Here is a 16,469-nt window from a genome sequence, read left to right as displayed (position 1 = left end):
CTGGCCCCATCGCCGGCTCCCACAGGGAGCGCGCAGCCACACCTGTGGGTGCCGGCTTGCCGGCGATAGGGCCAATGGCTTCAGCGAAACATCCAGGCCTAACTCCTCATACCGTATCAACCTTCAACGAATGATCATTGAGCATCCCATTGATGATCGTCGCCGTGTCATGCCCCGCCGATATCACCCCACCCGCCCCCGCCGTCACGCCATAATGCTGGGCCAGATCGACCCCCGCCAGGTCGATGGTCTGGATCGGTGCCGCGCCCGGCGCACTGGCGACCTCGATAGTGGATACCACATTGGTGCCCGTACCACTGACCTTGAAGTGCAGGTAATCATCCAGCGTGGCTGCCGTGGCATGCTCGCCTTGCAGTAGCTGCGACAGGTCGAGTTTGTCACTGCCCGGGGTGAAGTCAGTGACCGTGTCATGCCCACTGTCTCCCTTCTGCCAGACGAAGGTGTCATTGCCGTTGCCGCCAGTCAGCGTATCGTTGCCTGGCCCACCGATCAGGATGTCGTTGCCATCCCCTCCCTTGAGCACATCGTTGCCCTTGCCACCCTCGAGCACGTTGTCGCCACTATCACCAATCAAGGTGTCGCCGTAGTCGGAGCCGACCAGGTTATGGATACCATTCAAGGTCTGGATACCTGCTCCCCCCGTGTCCTGCGCCCCTTCATGGCCGAGGTCGATGGTGACCGCGCCCTTGGCCTGGGCGAAGTTGGCCGTGTCATGGTCCAGGTGGCCTGCGGACTCATGGCCTTCCAGCGAAGCGACATCCACCAGGCTGGAGAGGCCCGCAGCGCCATGGTCATCGCTTCCCTTGTCATGCGCAGCCGGTTGTTGCGCATCGGCGTAGTCGAGCACCAGGCCCAGCTTGTAGCTTTCCGCAGCGCCCGGGTTGCTCAGGTGAATGCTGTAGACCCCGTCATGGCTGGCCGTAATGCTGTCGCCAGCGGCAATGGCCTGGTAGCTGCCAGCCGAGTCTTTCCACTCCATCAGCAAGTTGCCGTCGTGCGCATCGTGGTTCAACTGCAAGGTTTCGCCTTTATGCAGGCTGATGTTGAGCACCTGCTCACTGTTGCCCTGGGCGCTGCCCATCGCCCCCAGGTAGCCCAGCACCACCAGCGCGGCAGTCATGCTGCTGGCATCGAGGGTGAACGCACTCCGATCCACCGTCCGAGGCTCCTGCGCTCGGCCATAGCCACATTCCGCGATCGAGTTGTCATGCACGTTGATGGTGATGGTAGTGGTGCTTTCGTCACCATCGCCATCGCGGATGGTGTAGACGAATTTATCGATCGCATCGCGCGGTGCGGCGACATTGGGGTCGGAGTGGTACACCGCATTGCCTCGGGCATCCAGGGTCAAGTAGCCGTACTGCCCGCTCACGTGGGTACCCAGTTGGCCGATGGCCGAGGTGGAAGTGTCGCCACCGGCTCGCACTCCGACCACATAGCCACAGTGGCTTGGCACATCTGCGCCGATCACGTCGTTGACCAGTACATTGCCACGCACTTCGTCACCCTTGGCGACACTTGCAAAATCGCAATGGGCCTGCGGCACGTCATCGACGATGGTGATGTTGACGGTACTGGTGGTCCAGTTGCCTACCGTGTCCTCAACCCGGTAGATGAACGATTCCGTCACCGTATTCGCACCGTCGTTGCCATGCACCGGCGAGTTCGCCGGTGACGTCAGGGTGTAGGTATAGGAGCCATCGGCATTCAGGTGGATCTGCCCGTACTGGCCTATGGCATTGCCGACTAGGGTGTAGGTCAGCGCACCCACCCCACCACCGACCTGCCCGACCAGGCTGCCCGAAGCGGTTTCTGCGGTGGAGCAAGGCTGGCTGCCGGTAACGCTGCCGGGTACCAGGTCGTGGCCATCCTGATTCAGGTCCAGGGCTTTCTCGTACACAGCCACGCCACCATCCCCACAAGGGTTCAGCGAGTGATCGTGGACATTGATGGTAACGGTCGCCGTGCTCTCGTCGCCATCACCATCACGGATGGTGTACACAAAACTGTCGAGCGCGTCGCGCGGCGCCACGGCATTGGGGTTGGCGTGGTATTCGGCGTTGCCCTGGGCGTCGATGGTCAGGTAGCCGTACTGGCCGTAGACAGGGGCCCCAAGGTGGCCAATAGCCGAAGTGGAGGTGTCGTGGCCTGCACGCACGCCGACCACGTAGGCTCCGTCGCTCAAGGTGTCCGCCCCGACCACGTCGTTATGCATCACGTTGCCACGCACCACGTCGCCCTTGCCCACGCTGACGTAGTCGCAATGGGCCTGCGGCACATCGTCGACGATGGTGATGGTCACGGTGCTGGTGGTCCAGTTGCCCACCGTGTCCTCCACCCGGTAGGTGAACGCTTCGGTCACGGTATTGGCACCGTCGTTGGCGTGCGTCGGTGAATTGGCCGGCGAGGTCAAGGTGTAGGTGTAGGAGCCGTCCGCGTTCAGGTGCATTTCACCGTAATGGCCTACGGCATTGCCGACCAAGGTGTAGGTCAATGCGCCAACGCCACCGGCGACCTGCCCCACCAGGCTGCCACTGGCAGTCTCGCGCGGCGAGGTCGGGTCACTGCCGGTAACGGTGCCTGCGGCCAGGTCGTTGCCGTCCTTGTACAGGTCCAGGGCGTTCTCGTACACCTTGACGCCACCGTCGGTGCACGGCTGCAGCGAGTGGGTGTGCACGTTGATGGTGACGGTCGTGGTGCTCTCGTCGCCATCGGCATCACGGATGGTGTAGACGAAGCTGTCGAGCGCATCGCGCGGCGCCACGGCATTGGGGTTGGAGTGATACTCGGCGTTGCCCTGGGCATCGATGGTCAGGTAACCGTATTGGCCGTGTACCTGGGTGTTGAGCTGGCCGATCGCCGAAGTGGAGGTATCGCTGCCGGCGCGCACGCCGACCACATACTGGCCATCGCTGCGGACATCTGCGCCTACCTCGTCGTTGTACATCACGTTACCGCGCACCACGTCGCCCTTGCCGACACTGACATAATCGCTGTTGGCTGTCGGCACGTCGTCGACGATGGTGATGACGATGGTGCTGGTGGTCGAATGGCCCTGCGAATCCTGCACCTGGTAGGTGAAGGTTTCGCTGACTGTGTTCGGCCCATCGTTGGCATGGTGCGTCGAGTCGGCAGGTGAAGTCAGGGTATAGGTGTAGGAGCCGTCGGCATTCAGATGGATCTGCCCATATTGGCCTACGGCGTTGCCGACCAGGCTGTAGGTCAGCGCCCCGACGCCGCCGCTGGTGGAACCGACCAAGCTGCCGGAAGCCGTTTCCTGGGTGGAACCTGGATCACTGCCGGTGACACTACCCGCTGCCAGGTCGTTGCCATCCTTGTGAAGGTCCAGCGCCTTTTCGTGAACGGTGACGTCATGGTCCTCGCAGGCCATCAAGGCGCTGCGCACATTGACGGTGATGGTTGCCGTACTTTCGTCGCCATCGGCATCGCGAATGGTGTAGACGAAGGTGTCTGTGGCATCGCGTGGCGACACGACGTTGGGGTTGGAGTGATACTCGGCGTTGCCCTGGGCGTCGATGGTCAGGTAGCCGTACTGGCCGTTGACCTGGGTGTTGAGCTGGCCGACGGCCGAGGTCGAAGTGTCGTTGCCGGCACGCACGCCGACCACGTAATGGCCGTCCGCGCGAACATCGGCACCGACCACGTCGTTGTACATCACGTTGCCACGCACCACATCGCCCTTGGCCACGCTGGCGTAATCGCAATGGGCCGTCGGCACATCGTCGACGATGGTGATGACGATGGTGCTGGTGGTCGAATTGCCGACCGAGTCGTGCACTTGGTAGGTGAAGGTTTCGGTGACCGTGTTCGGCCCATCGTTGGCAGGGGGCGTCGAGTTGGCCGGTGAGGTCAGGGTGTAGGTGTAGGAGCCATCGGCGTTCAGATGGATCTGCCCGTACTGCCCCGTGGCATTGCCGACCAGGCTGTAGGTCAGCGCCCCGACGCCGCCACTGGCCGAGCCGACCAGCGTCCCGGAAGCCGTTTCGTGGGTTGAGCCAGGGTCGCTGCCGACCACCGTGCCACCGGCCAGGTCGTTGCCGTCCTTCTGCAGGTCCAGGGCCTTTTCATACACGGTGACATCACGGTCTTCGCACGCCATCAAACCGTTGTGCACGTTGATGGTGATGGTGGTGGTGCTCTCGTCGCCATCGGCATCGCGAATGGTGTAGACGAAGGTGTCTGTGGCATCGCGTGGCGACACGACGTTGGGGTTGGAGTGGTACTCGGCGTTGCCCTGGGCGTCGATGGTCAGGTAGCCGTACTGGCCGTTGACCTGGGTGTTGAGCTGGCCGACGGCCGAGGTCGAAGTGTCGTTGCCGGCACGTACGCCAACCACGTAATGGCCGTCCGCGCGAACATCGGCACCGACCACGTCGTTGTACATCACGTTGCCGCGCACCACATCGCCCTTGGCCACGCTGGCGTAATCGCAATGGGCCGTCGGCACATCGTCGACGATGGTGATGACGATGGTGCTGGTGGTCGAATTGCCGACCGAGTCGTGCACCTGGTAGGTGAAGGTTTCGGTGACCGTGTTCGGCCCATCGTTGGCAGGGGGCGTCGAGTTGGCCGGTGAGGTCAGGGTGTAGGTGTAGGAGCCATCGGCGTTCAGATGGATCTGCCCGTACTGCCCCGTGGCATTGCCGACCAGGCTGTAGGTCAGCGCCCCGACGCCGCCACTGGCCGAGCCGACCAGCGTCCCGGAAGCCGTTTCGTGGGTTGAGCCAGGGTCGCTGCCGACCACCGTGCCACCGGCCAGGTCGTTGCCGTCCTTCTGCAGGTCCAGGGCCTTTTCATACACGGTGACATCACGGTCTTCGCACGCCATCAAACCGTTGTGCACGTTGATGGTGATGGTGGTGGTGCTCTCGTCGCCATCGGCATCGCGAATGGTGTAGACGAAGGTGTCTGTGGCATCGCGTGGCGACACGACGTTGGGGTTGGAGTGATACTCGGCGTTGCCCTGGGCATCGATGGTCAGGTAGCCGTACTGGCCGTTGACCTGGGTGTTGAGCTGGCCGACGGCCGAGGTCGAAGTGTCGTTGCCGGCACGTACGCCAACCACGTAATGGCCGTCCGCGCGAACATCGGCACCGACCACGTCGTTGTACATCACGTTGCCGCGCACCACATCGCCCTTGGCCACGCTGACTTCATCGCTGTTGGCCGTGGGCAGGTCATCGACGATGGTGACGTGCAGATTGCCGCTGGCCGTGCTGCCGTCGACGTCCTGAGCCACCACCTGGAAGTGCTCGCTGATGCTGTTGCTGCCCTGGCCGGAAGGGTGCTGCTCGTTGTCTACCAGGGTGTAGCTGTAGCTCACCTCGCCGGTGCTCGGGTTATAGCCGGTGATCGTCAGGGTGTTGCCTTCGGGCGTGACGACCGACTGCGGGAAGCCCGCCGCTACACCGCCACTGACCACACTGATGCCGCCCACAGTCAGGCTCTGCAGGCCGTCCGGCGCTGTCACCTTGAATGTGCCTTGCTGGGTCAGCGCGCCGGCATCGGGGGCACTGCCGTCATGCAGGTTCTTTTCGTAGACGGTGAGGTTGCCGCCCTGCGCGTCCAGGCCGTCAAGGTGCACGGGGTCGTTCAGGTTGCTGATGTTCAGGGTCAGGGTCGCGCTGCTGGTGTCGCCGTCGGCGTCCTTGATCGTGTAGGTGAAGGTTTCCACCCCATGGCCACCACCGCCCAGGTTCTTGAAATCAGGGTCGTTGCTGTTGAGGGTGTAGGTGTAGGAGCCGTCAGCTGCCAACACCAGGGTTCCGTAGGTACCGGTGTAGGTACCGGCGATGACCGGGCCGCCCGGCACGCGGTCGGCGCCCTGGATGTCATTGGCGAGCACATTGCCAGTCAACTCGGTGTGCTGTTCGCTGGCGGTAGTCGGGTTGCTGTCGTCCACCGCCCTGGGCACGTCATCACGAATGGTGACGACCAGCGTACCCTGGGCTGCATCGCCATCGGTGTCGCTGACCATGACCGGCAGGTTTTCATGCAGGGAGTTGGTACCCGCGGCGTCGGCATGCTGCTCGGCACCCGTGAGGGTGTAGCTGTAGGTCACCACACCGGTGGCCGGATTGTAGCCGGTGATGGTCAGCGTATTGCCCAAGCCCGTGGTGATCGACTGGCCAACCCCCGTGACCACGCCCGCGGTCACCACGTTGATACCGCCCACACTCAGGTTGAACACGCCGTCCGGCGCCACCACGGTGAAACTGCCGTGCTGGGTCAAGGCTGCCGGGTTGCTTGCCGAGCCCTGGGGCAGGTTTGCCTCGTCCAGCCCCGGATCGCCAGGGTCAAGCGACAGCCCGTGCAGCTCAACCGGATGGTTCTCGTCGACCGGTGGATTCGGATCGACGGGTGGGTTGGGGTCCACGGGCGGGTTGGGGTCTATGGGCGGTTTGGGATCGACCGGGGGATTGGGATCGACCGGAGGATTCGGGTCGACGGGCGGATTGGGATCGACAGGGTCTATGCCCTCCCCTGGCAGGCCTCGGCCATTATCGTTCTGCAGACCACCAATCTCACGATGGGCAAGCTCGGGGATGGCATTGAAACCGGCAGTAGGGAAGCCCACCTGTGGGTCGACCCGATCCGCCACTTCGGTCAGCATGACAAAGCTGTGTCCGCCGCCCAGCGCGCCGGGGGCACTGCCACCGTTGGGCCCCGCAGCCGTTGCTTCGCCGGCCTCGCTGGGGTCGGCACCGGCAGCGATCGCTTCCTGGAGACGCGCCACATCACTCAGTTGCGCATCGCTCGGAGGGCCATCCTGGGTGTGTGCATGGGGGGCCTGGCCGGCCAACAGGTCCGGGGTCATCTGCAGGCTGCTGTCGCGCCCCAGTGTCAGCTCGGCGCCGCTCTGCAGGTGCACGGCCACCGCGCCAGCTGCGCCGGTCTGCAATTGTTCACCCGCGAACAGACGGTCACCTTCGATCAAGGGGCGGCGGCTACCATCGCCGGCAACGGCGAAGACCTGACCAACCACCTTGCTGACCACACCGACTAGTTTAGCCATGAGCGCACGCCTCCCCTTACCGATTCGCTTATCAGCTAACGACATCGCGGGTGGGGGCTCAGCGCCTGGAGTACTGTCTCAACGGTGAGAATCGTTCTCTCAAGCTACTTTGGCGATAGTAATAATGTAATTTGGCCATCAACTATTGCCAAATTTTTGTCGCCAAATTCCGCTTTCACCTCTTCATCCCGCATCCTTAGCCGTAAAAATTCTGGAACTCTCCCGGAAGCTTGAAAACCGCGTCCTGCAGCGGCGTTCAAATTTGCCTGAATGAAACAATGTCTTGGTTTCGATAGTCCGCATAAGTTTTTTTTCGCATAGGCTTTATGAAAAAATCTTCTTAGTTCGCGCGTTAAATGTTCTTAGCTCTGTTGTTACAAACATGAAACGGTTTGCACAACATTTATCGTCACTTTTTTGACGATTAGCAGGATCATTTTGAGACCAGGGAGAAGTACCCCATGCGCGTGATCAACCCCCTCACCAGCGCAATCCTGTTGGCCATCGCGTGCGCCAATGTTCAGGCGATGTCACTCAATGAAGCGGTCCAGAATGCCGTGGACCATCACCCGGAGATCAGTGCGAGCCGTAACAGCCGGTTGTCGGCCGACGAAGATGTGAAATTCGCGCGTGGCGGTTACTACCCATCGGTCGACCTGGTAGCGGGTTATGGCCGGCAACGCTCGGACAACATCAACACCCGCGGCTTCAACCCCGACGGCACCTCCAACCACAACAAGGAAACCCTCAACTACACCCAGTCGGAGCTGCGCCTGCGGCAGATGCTGTTCGACGGCTTCAACACCCCCAATGAGGTTGGCCGTACCGAAGCTGTTGCCAATTCGCGCGCCTACTACACCCAGGCCACCGCCGAAACCGTGGCCCTGCGCGCCATCGAGGTGTACCTCGAAGTGCTCAAGCGCCGCGAGCTGGTGACCCTGGCCAAGAACAACCTGCAAGCCCACCTGCGGGTCAACGACCAGATCGGCCTGCGCAGCGAACGCGGCGTCGGCAGTACCGCTGACCTCGACCAGTCCCGTGCCCGCCGTGCCCTGGCGGAAAACAACCTGGACACCGCCGAAGTCGACCTGGCCGACGCCGAGGCCAACTTCTACAGCGTGGTCGGGCGCATGCCCGATGAGCTGGAAACCCCGGTCACGATCAAAGGCGAAGTGCCCACCGGCCTGGACCTGGCACGCCAGGGCATGCTGGAAAACAACCCCTACCTCAAATCGGCCCAGGCCGACGTCAACGCCGCCGAACAACAGTACGAAGTAGCCAAGTCGCCCTTCTACCCGCGCCTGGATGCGGTACTGGCGACCGGTGCCAACAACAACATCGGCGGCGAGAAAGGCCACAGCAACAACGATTGGCAGGCCGGCGTGGAGCTTAGCTACAACCTGTTCCGCGGTGGTAGCGACAAGGCGCGCCTGCAATCCGACGCGCACAAGATCAACCAGGCCATGGACATCCGCAACAATGCCCTGCGCGAGCTGACCGAGAACCTCAGCCTGGCCTGGAACGCCATGAACAACGCGCGCAAGCAAACCCCGACCGCACGCGAATACGCCGAAACCACCCAGCGCGTGCGCGCCGCCTACCAGGACCAGTTCGGCCTCGGCCAACGCACCCTGCTCGACGTGCTCGACAGTGAAAACGAGCTGTACAACGCCAACCGCCGCTACACCGAGGTGCGCTACACCGAGGAATATTCGATGTACCGGGTACTGGCGACCATGGGCGAGCTGCTGAGCAAGCAGCGCGTTTCACTGCCGCCGGAAGCCATTGCCCAAAGTGAAGTACGCAACCAGGCGAAGCTGCCCGACATGCGCTGAGCGCCGCGCGCAGCTGGCACGGACGCCAGGCGTCACCCCATCCACCGAGGCGGGAGTAGTTCATCGTGACCAGTATGCAAAGTGCGCAGCCGCGCCCCGATGTCGATGACCCGCTGCTTGATGGTTTACTGATCCTGTGCCGCCTGCATGGCTGCCCGGCCAGCCGCGCCAGCCTCAGCAGCGGTCTGCCCCTGGCCCAGCAGCGCCTGGGCCCGGAGCTGCTGCCTCGGGCGGCGGCACGCGCCGGCCTGCAAGGTCGCGTACTGGCCCGTGAACTCGATGCCATCTCTGCCCTCAACCTGCCGGTGCTGCTGCTGCTCAACGACGGCCGCAGCGCTGTGCTGCAACGCTGGGGCGAGGACGGCCGGGCGCTGGTATTACCCTGCGAGGCCGGCGGCGGCGAGCAGTGGCTCGAGCGCGAAGCGCTGGCCCAGGCCTACAGCGGCCACGCCCTGTTCGCACGGCCTCGGCATACCCTGGAGAACCTGCGCGCGCCGCTGCTGCCACGGGTCGACGCCTGGTTCCGCGACACCCTGCGCCATTCTCGCTGGCTGTACGGCGACGCACTGCTGGCCAGCCTGCTGATCAACCTGCTGGGCCTGATGGTGCCGCTGTTCGTCATGCAGACCTACGACCGTGTGGTGCCCAATCAGGCGCTGTCGACCCTATGGATGCTGGTCGCCGGGCTGTTCATCGGCACCGCTTTCGAACTGGTGCTGCGCATGGTCCGTGCCCACTTGCTGGACCAGGCCGGCAAGAAGACCGACCTGATCCTCTCCGCCACCCTGTTCGAACGCATCACCGGCATGGCCATGAAGGCCAAGCCCGCCACCATCGGCGGCTTCGCCCAGAGCATCCACGACTTCCAGGGCCTGCGCGAATTCCTCACCGCCGTGACCCTGACCAGCATCATCGACCTGCCGTTCGTGGCCCTGATGCTGCTGGTGATCGGCCTGCTGGGTGGCTGGCTGGTGCTGATTCCATTGATCGCCTTCCCTCTGGCGGTTGGCTTCGCCCTGCTGATCCAGGCCCGCCTGCGCGACACCGTGCAAAAGAGCCTGAGCCTCGGCGCGGTGCGCCAGGCGCTGCTGATCGAAACCCTCGGTGGCCTGGAAACCCTCAAGGCCTGCGGCGCCGAAAGCGAGCGTCAGTACCAGTGGGAGCACACCAACGGCGCCATCGCCCGGCTCGACGCCCACGCCCGCAATCTGTCGTCGCTTGCCAGCAACGGCACCTTGTTCATCCAGCAGTTCTGCGGCATGGCTACCATCGTCGCTGGGGTGTACAGCATCATCGCCGGCAACCTGAGCGTCGGTGCCCTGGTCGCCAGCTACATGCTCGGCAGCCGCGTGTTGGCGCCGCTTGGCCAGATTGCCGGGCTGATTACCCGCTACCAGCAGGCGCAGCTGACCATGCGCAGCACCGATGCGCTGATGGCCCTGCCCCAGGAGCGCCAGGCCGAGCAGCAAGCGCTGGAACACACGGCGCTCAAGGGTGGCCTGGCCCTGAGCCATGTCAGCTTCCGCTACCCCGGGCAGACCAGCCCGGCGCTGCAGGATGTGACCCTGACCATCAAGCCCGGCGAGCGGATCGGCATCATCGGCCGCAGCGGCTCGGGCAAGAGCACCCTGGGTAGGCTGCTGATGGGCTTTCATCATCCTGACGATGGCCAGGTCCTGCTCGACAACCTCGACCTGCGCCAACTGGACATCGCCGACCTGCGCAGCCAGCTTGGCTATGTCGCCCACGACTTGCCGCTGCTGGCCGGGAGCCTGCGCGACAATTTGACCCTGGGCGCCCGCCACATCAGCGATGCGCGCATGCTCGAAGTGGCCGAACTGACCGGCGTCAGCGAGCTGGCCCGGCAGCACCCGCACGGCTTCGAACGCCCGGTGGGTGAACGCGGCCAACTGCTTTCCGGCGGCCAGCGCCAGGCCGTATTGCTCGCCCGTGCACTGTTGTTGGAGCCGCCGATCCTGATCCTCGACGAACCCACCAGCCACATGGACAACAGCAGCGAAGAACAACTGCGCCAGCGCCTGTCGGCGTGGGTGCCAGGCAAGACCCTGCTGCTGGTCACCCACCGCACCTCGATGCTCAGCCTGGTGGACCGCCTGCTGGTGCTGGACAACGGCAAAGTCGTCGCCGACGGGCCGAAGGATGCGGTCATCGACGCCCTGCGCAAGGGCCGCATTGGCGCGGCGCTCTAGCCCGATGCCAGACGACTTGCAGACCCTCTGTGGGAGCCGGCTTGCCGGCGATGCAGGCACTGCGCTGCATGGCACCGGCTTCGCCGGTGTTCGCCGGCAAGCCGGCTCCCACCAGGGACCGCCGAGTCCTTCAGTTATGTGCTGTTCTACGAGAGTCAGGCCATGAACCCAAGCCATAGCGTGCGCAGTTCCCACACAGGCTCCGACAAGCGCGCCGAGCGCGACTACATGCCGGAACTGGCCGGCGCCACCCTGCAGGATTCACCGCGACTGTCACGCCTGACCGTATGGCTGGCGGCGGCGCTGTTGCTGGTAGCGCTGGTCTGGGCCAGCCTGGCCGTGCTCGACGAAGTGACGGTCGGCGAAGGCAAGGCTATCCCTTCGAGCAAGATTCAGGTCGTGCAGAACCTTGAAGGCGGCATCGTCACCGAAATCTTCGTGCGCGAGGGGCAGATGGTGGAAAAAGGCGCCACCCTGTTGCGCTTGGACGACACGCGCTTCAAGTCCAACAAGGGCGAAAGCGAGGCCGACCGCTATGCCTTGACCGCGCAGGTGGAACGGCTGTCAGCAGAAGCCGAAGGCCGCCCCTTCGTGCTGTCGGACGAAGTGCGCGCCAAGGCGCCTCAGGTAGCCGAAGACGAGACTTCCCTGTATGACTCGCGTCAGCGCCGCCTGGCCAGTGAAAAGCAGACCCTCAATGAACAGCTGCGGCAAAAGACCCAGGAGCTCGCCGAGTTCCGCTCCAAGGTCGAGCAGTACCGTTCCGCAGTGGGCCTGCTGCAGCAGGAGCTGGACATGTCATCGCCACTGGTGAGCAAAGGTGCCATCTCGCCGGTGGAAATCCTGCGCCTCAAGCAACGCACGGTCGAAGCCCGCGGCCAGCTCAATGCCACCAGCCTGGCCATCCCGCGGGCAGAGGCTGCGGTGGCGGAGATTCGCAGCAAGATCCAGGAGTCCGACGCAAGCTTCCGCTCCGATGCTGCCAAGGAACTCAACGACAAACGCACCGAGCTTTCGAAGATCACCGCAACCAGCATCGCCATCGACGACCGGGTCAACCGCACCACGGTGGTGTCGCCGGTGCGCGGCATCGTCAAGCTGCTCAAGGTCAATACCATCGGCGGCGTGGTGCAGCCGGGCAGCGACCTGGTGGAAATCGTGCCGATCGAAGACAACCTGCTGATCGAAGCCAAGGTGCGGCCACAGGATGTGGCGTTCCTACACCCGGGGCAGCCGGCGATGGTCAAGTTCAGTGCCTATGACTACACCATCTACGGTGGGTTGAAGGCCAAGCTTGAGCTGATCAGTGCCGATACCGTCACCGATGACAAGGGCAATGCGTTCTACCTGATCCAGGTGCGCACCGAGAAGAACCACCTGGGTGGGGATAACAAGCCCCTGCTGATCATCCCCGGGATGGTGGCCACGGTGGATATCATCACCGGACAGAAGAGTGTACTGGACTACCTGCTCAAGCCCGTGCTCAAGGCCCGTACCGAGGCACTGCGCGAGCGCTGAGTGGTCTGTACCGGCCCTATCGCCGGCAAGCCGGCTCCTACAGGTTTACCGCTGTTCGCAAGAGCGCCGCCGTACCTGTGGGAGCTGGCTTGCCGGCGACAGCTGTACGCAGGTTGGCGAACCGAGAACTTGGAACCCGGCAGACCAGAAGGTCTCCCACGCACAGCCGCCATGGCACGAGGCTGCGGGCGCAAAAAAAACGCCTGCAATCGTGCGGGGCGCTGTTGCGCCACGTTATCCGGGTCGCCAAACCCGATCGCGGAATTTACCGCGACGGAGAGAATTATCCGCGTATGGCAACCATCGCAAGAATTAAGGCGGTAGGAGATTTCATCTAGAGCACTCTGTAGCTGCCCCGCCAAAGGGCCGGAACAGGTGTAATCACCCCTTAGCTTTCACCATGATTGCGCTCGAACGTCTCCACGCCCATGGCCTTGATCTGCCCCTCGATCAATGCCTCGAATGGCCGCAGCAGCGCATCGAAACTGGCTGGCTGCTCCAGCACACTCAACGCCTGCACCACCGCCTCGATGGTCGACACCGCCCCCGGCTCCGACGCCTTGCGCAGTCGATAGCGCGAGGGCGCCACCTGGCCCAGCGTCACCTTGGGCAACGCCGCCAACAGCGGGTTCAGATACAGCATCTTGCGCACCTTGCGCCAGGTGCCATCGGGCACGACCAACAGCAGCGGTGTGTCATCCGCTTCGCCATAGGCGGTCAGCACCTTGGCTTGATCGCCTGGGAATAGCAGTACCGGTCGGTATCCCGGGGTGCCCAGTAACTCGCCGAGGTCATCGAAGACTTCGCCGATGCGCAACTCGGCATTGACCAGGCCAAGCGCGGCCAAGCGGGCGGTGTTCAGGGCATGGGCGGTTTCACTGGGGTGCTGCAACAGGACCACGCGGGTGCGGCTGTCAAGGGTGGGGATCAGTGGGCAAAGGCAGTGATCGAGCGGGCGCTGGCAGCGCTCGCAGCGGGGTCTGGGCATGGGCTTCTCCGATATCAGAGGAATTTTGCCATACCCCGTCACTTTGGGCCCGCTTTGCGGGCCATTCGTCGGCAAGCCGGCTCCCACAGACAATGCACTGCCCTTCAGCACAGCGCAGAATCTGTGGGAGCCGGCTTGCCGGCGATTGGGCTGCAAAGCAGCCCTGGGCCGTCAGCGGTTGAACCGCTCCGCCAAGCTATGCAGGTATTCGGCCATGCGCTCAAGGTCCTGGCTGATTTCCGCCCCCTGCTTGGCCTGCCCTGCACTCTGGTCACACAACTGGGCAATGCGCACGATCTGCTGGTTGATATCTTCGGCCACGTGGCTCTGCTGCTCCGAGGCGGTCGCCATCTGCTGGCTCATGCCAGTGATGCGGCTGACCGCCTGGGCGATGCCGGCCAGCGCCGACTGCACCGCCTCGACACGCTGCACGCTGTCGCGGGAGATCTGCTCGCCGCGGTTGGCCGTGCTCACCGCCCGTTCGGCGCCGGTGCGCAGCGAGGCGATGATCTGATGGATTTCTTCGGTGGACGAGCGCGTGCGCTGGGCCAGCGAGCGCACCTCGTCGGCTACCACCGCAAACCCCCTGCCCTGCTCACCCGCCCGCGCCGCCTCGATCGCGGCGTTGAGCGCCAGCAGGTTGGTCTGCTCGGCGATCGAGGTGATGGTGTCGACCACGCTGCCGATCGACTGGGTCTGCTCGGCCAAGGCATTCACCGCGTGGCCGATGTCGCTCACCGCCTCGCTCATGCTGCCCATCGCCTTGAGGCTCTGCTGCGCCAACTCGCTGCCCTGCTGGGCGAGCTGGTCGGCGTCGCCGGCGGCATGGGCGGTGCTCTGCACGTTGTGCGTGACTTCCTGGATGGTCGCCGCCATTTGCGCGATGGCCGTGGCCGACTGATCGGTTTCGCTGCGCTGGCGGTCGAGCATCTGCGCTTGGGCATCGGACAGGCCGGCCGACTGCGCCGCCCGCGACTTGACCCCGATACCCGCGTCCACCAGGCGGGTAAGTGCGGTTTGCAGGCGCGCTTCCTCGCTGATGATCGCCAGGTCGAGCTGGCCGCGCAGGCCGGGGTTGTCGCTGTAGGTCAGGGCCACCAGGGGGCTGGTGAAGGCCTTGGGGTGTTCCGCCAGTGTGCGGCGAATGGCCTGGCTCTGGCGGTTTTCCACGAGGTACCAGGCCACCAGCAGGCTGGCCATCAGCACACCCAGTGCTGCATAGGGCGGCAGCCAGATATAAGCCGCTGCAGACAACAGGCCAGCGCCGATCAATGGCCACCCCTGCCCCAGACCATGCCCCAATCGGGCCGCCCAAGGTACCGCGGAGCGCCCGCCCCGCAAACGCCCATACAGCACTTCAGCACGACGAATCTGCTCGCGGCTCGGCACCGAACGCACCGACTCGTAACCGCTGATGCGGCCGTTCTCGTAAATGGCGGTGACGTAGGCGCTGACCCAGTAGAAGTCCCCATTCTTGGCGCGGTTCTTGACCACGCCCATCCACGGCTTGCCCTGCTTGATGGTATCCCACATGTGGCCGAATACCGACGGCGGCATGTCGGGGTGGCGCACCAGGTTGTGGGTCTGGCCAACCAGCTCGTCGTAGGTGAACCCGCTGATGGCCACGAAGGCGTCGTTGCAGTATGTGATGCGGCTGTTGAGGTCGGTGGTGGAGATCAGACGCTGGTCGCTGGAAAACGTTCTTTCGTGCTCAGTGACAGGCAAATTCATGCGCATCTGGGCGGTCCTTGCTTGTATAGATGAAGGGGAAAATCATCAAAGCAAGTAGAGGTTTAGCAGAATGCCAGTACCGTGAAGGTCAGGTTTTGTCGCAAAGATCATTATCCCGACGGAATGACCGAATCGACCTCGGCATCAGCCGACATTGAGCTGGCTCTTGAGCAGATCGCGGAACGTCTGAATCAATGGCTCGCGGCTACGGCCGCGGCGGATGATCAAGGAAAATGGCGCCTGATAGCCGAAAGTTGCCGGAGAAAGGACGCGCAGATCCCCCTTGTCGACCCAGGCCTGAGCGTAATGCTCAGGCAGGTATCCGATGTAGGCGCCTGAAAGGATCAGAATCAACTGCGCCTCCATGCTCTCCACCGTCGCGGCGCTGTGCTTGAAGCCGTGCCGGGCAAGCTCGGCCTGGCTCCAGTAGCCACGCCCGACCATGCGCTGCTGGGTGACCACCGGCTCGGGAATGCGCCGCTCGGCGAACAACGCATGTCGGCTGCTGCAGTACAGCCAATGCTGCTCGCGGTACAACGGCTGGTAGACCAGGCCGCTCATGCGCGAGGAGAACGCGCCGATGGCCAGATCAAGGCGGTTGTCCTGCACCCCGAGCTGCAGCTCGTAGGGGCTGGACACCGACAGGTGCAGGTGCACGGCCGGGTGTTCCTGGCTGTAGGCACCGATGGCCTCGGCCAGCGGCAGCGCCCGGTCGCCGACCGTGGAATCGATCACCCCGAGGTTGAGCGTGCCGCGCAGTTCGCCCTTGAGCGCGGCGGCATACTGCTCGAAGCCATCCAGTTCGGCCAGCAGGCGCAAGGTCTCCTGGTGGAACAGCTCGCCCTTGCTGGTCAGGCTGAAGCCGCCACGCCCGCGGTGGCAGAGGACAATGCCCAAGGCACCTTCGAGCTGGCTCATATAGGTGCTGATGGCCGACGTCGAAAGATTCAGCTCGCGCTGTGCATTGGCGAAACCCTGGTGGCGCACCACGCTGATGAAGATGCGCAGCAGTTTCAGGTCGGGCAAGGTCGAGGCCATGGTGCAACGGTTCCGCAGGATTGGTAGCGCGCAGTCTAACCGCTTGGGCGGGCTTTAGTTTAGAAATTCATGAAGTAAGTATTTGCCTGTAG

Annotated in this window: 7 protein-coding genes; 3 read left to right on the top strand and 4 right to left on the bottom strand. The window is 63.5% G+C overall.

The features are described from left to right. Positions 1-106: 106 nt before the first annotated feature. The gene (locus tag KU43P_RS07305) at positions 107-7,057 is read right to left on the bottom strand and encodes a retention module-containing protein (RefSeq protein ID WP_317661891.1); all 6,951 of its coding nucleotides are present in this window, start codon (positions 7,055-7,057) and stop codon (positions 107-109) included. 461 nt (positions 7,058-7,518) lie between these two features. Between KU43P_RS07305 and KU43P_RS07300 the strand changes: the two genes are divergently transcribed. From KU43P_RS07300 to KU43P_RS07290, 3 genes are all read left to right on the top strand, one after another. Next, positions 7,519-8,892 carry a TolC family outer membrane protein gene (locus KU43P_RS07300; protein WP_317661889.1) on the top strand — a complete coding sequence of 458 codons (1,374 nt, stop codon included), beginning with the start codon at positions 7,519-7,521 and terminating at the stop codon, positions 8,890-8,892. A 74-nt stretch (positions 8,893-8,966) separates the two neighbouring features. After that, positions 8,967-11,102: a type I secretion system permease/ATPase gene (locus KU43P_RS07295; RefSeq protein ID WP_317663759.1), complete on the top strand. Its 2,136-nt coding sequence runs from the start codon at positions 8,967-8,969 to the stop codon at positions 11,100-11,102. 162 nt (positions 11,103-11,264) lie between these two features. Beyond that, on the top strand, positions 11,265-12,620 hold the full coding sequence (locus KU43P_RS07290) for an HlyD family type I secretion periplasmic adaptor subunit (RefSeq protein ID WP_317661888.1): 1,356 nt from the start codon (positions 11,265-11,267) through the stop codon (positions 12,618-12,620). Between the two features lie 388 nt (positions 12,621-13,008). Here KU43P_RS07290 and KU43P_RS07285 read toward each other — a convergent pair whose 3' ends face one another. The 3 genes from KU43P_RS07285 to KU43P_RS07275 form a co-directional block, all read right to left on the bottom strand. After that, entirely contained in the window at positions 13,009-13,608 is a 600-nt protein-coding gene (locus KU43P_RS07285; protein WP_317661886.1) for a tRNA-uridine aminocarboxypropyltransferase, read from the bottom strand. 171 nt (positions 13,609-13,779) lie between these two features. Next, positions 13,780-15,345, bottom strand: a complete 1,566-nt coding sequence (locus KU43P_RS07280; protein WP_317661885.1) for a methyl-accepting chemotaxis protein — start codon at positions 15,343-15,345, stop codon at positions 13,780-13,782. A 138-nt stretch (positions 15,346-15,483) separates the two neighbouring features. Beyond that, positions 15,484-16,377 carry a LysR family transcriptional regulator gene (locus tag KU43P_RS07275; RefSeq protein ID WP_317661883.1) on the bottom strand — a complete coding sequence of 298 codons (894 nt, stop codon included), beginning with the start codon at positions 16,375-16,377 and terminating at the stop codon, positions 15,484-15,486. Between the last annotated feature and the right edge of the window lie 92 nt (positions 16,378-16,469).

The organism is Pseudomonas sp. KU43P (assembly GCF_033095865.1).
Taxonomy (GTDB): Bacteria; Pseudomonadota; Gammaproteobacteria; order Pseudomonadales; family Pseudomonadaceae; genus Aquipseudomonas.
The sequence above is the reverse complement of the archived record's forward strand: the minus strand, read 5'-3'. Positions and strand labels throughout refer to the sequence as shown.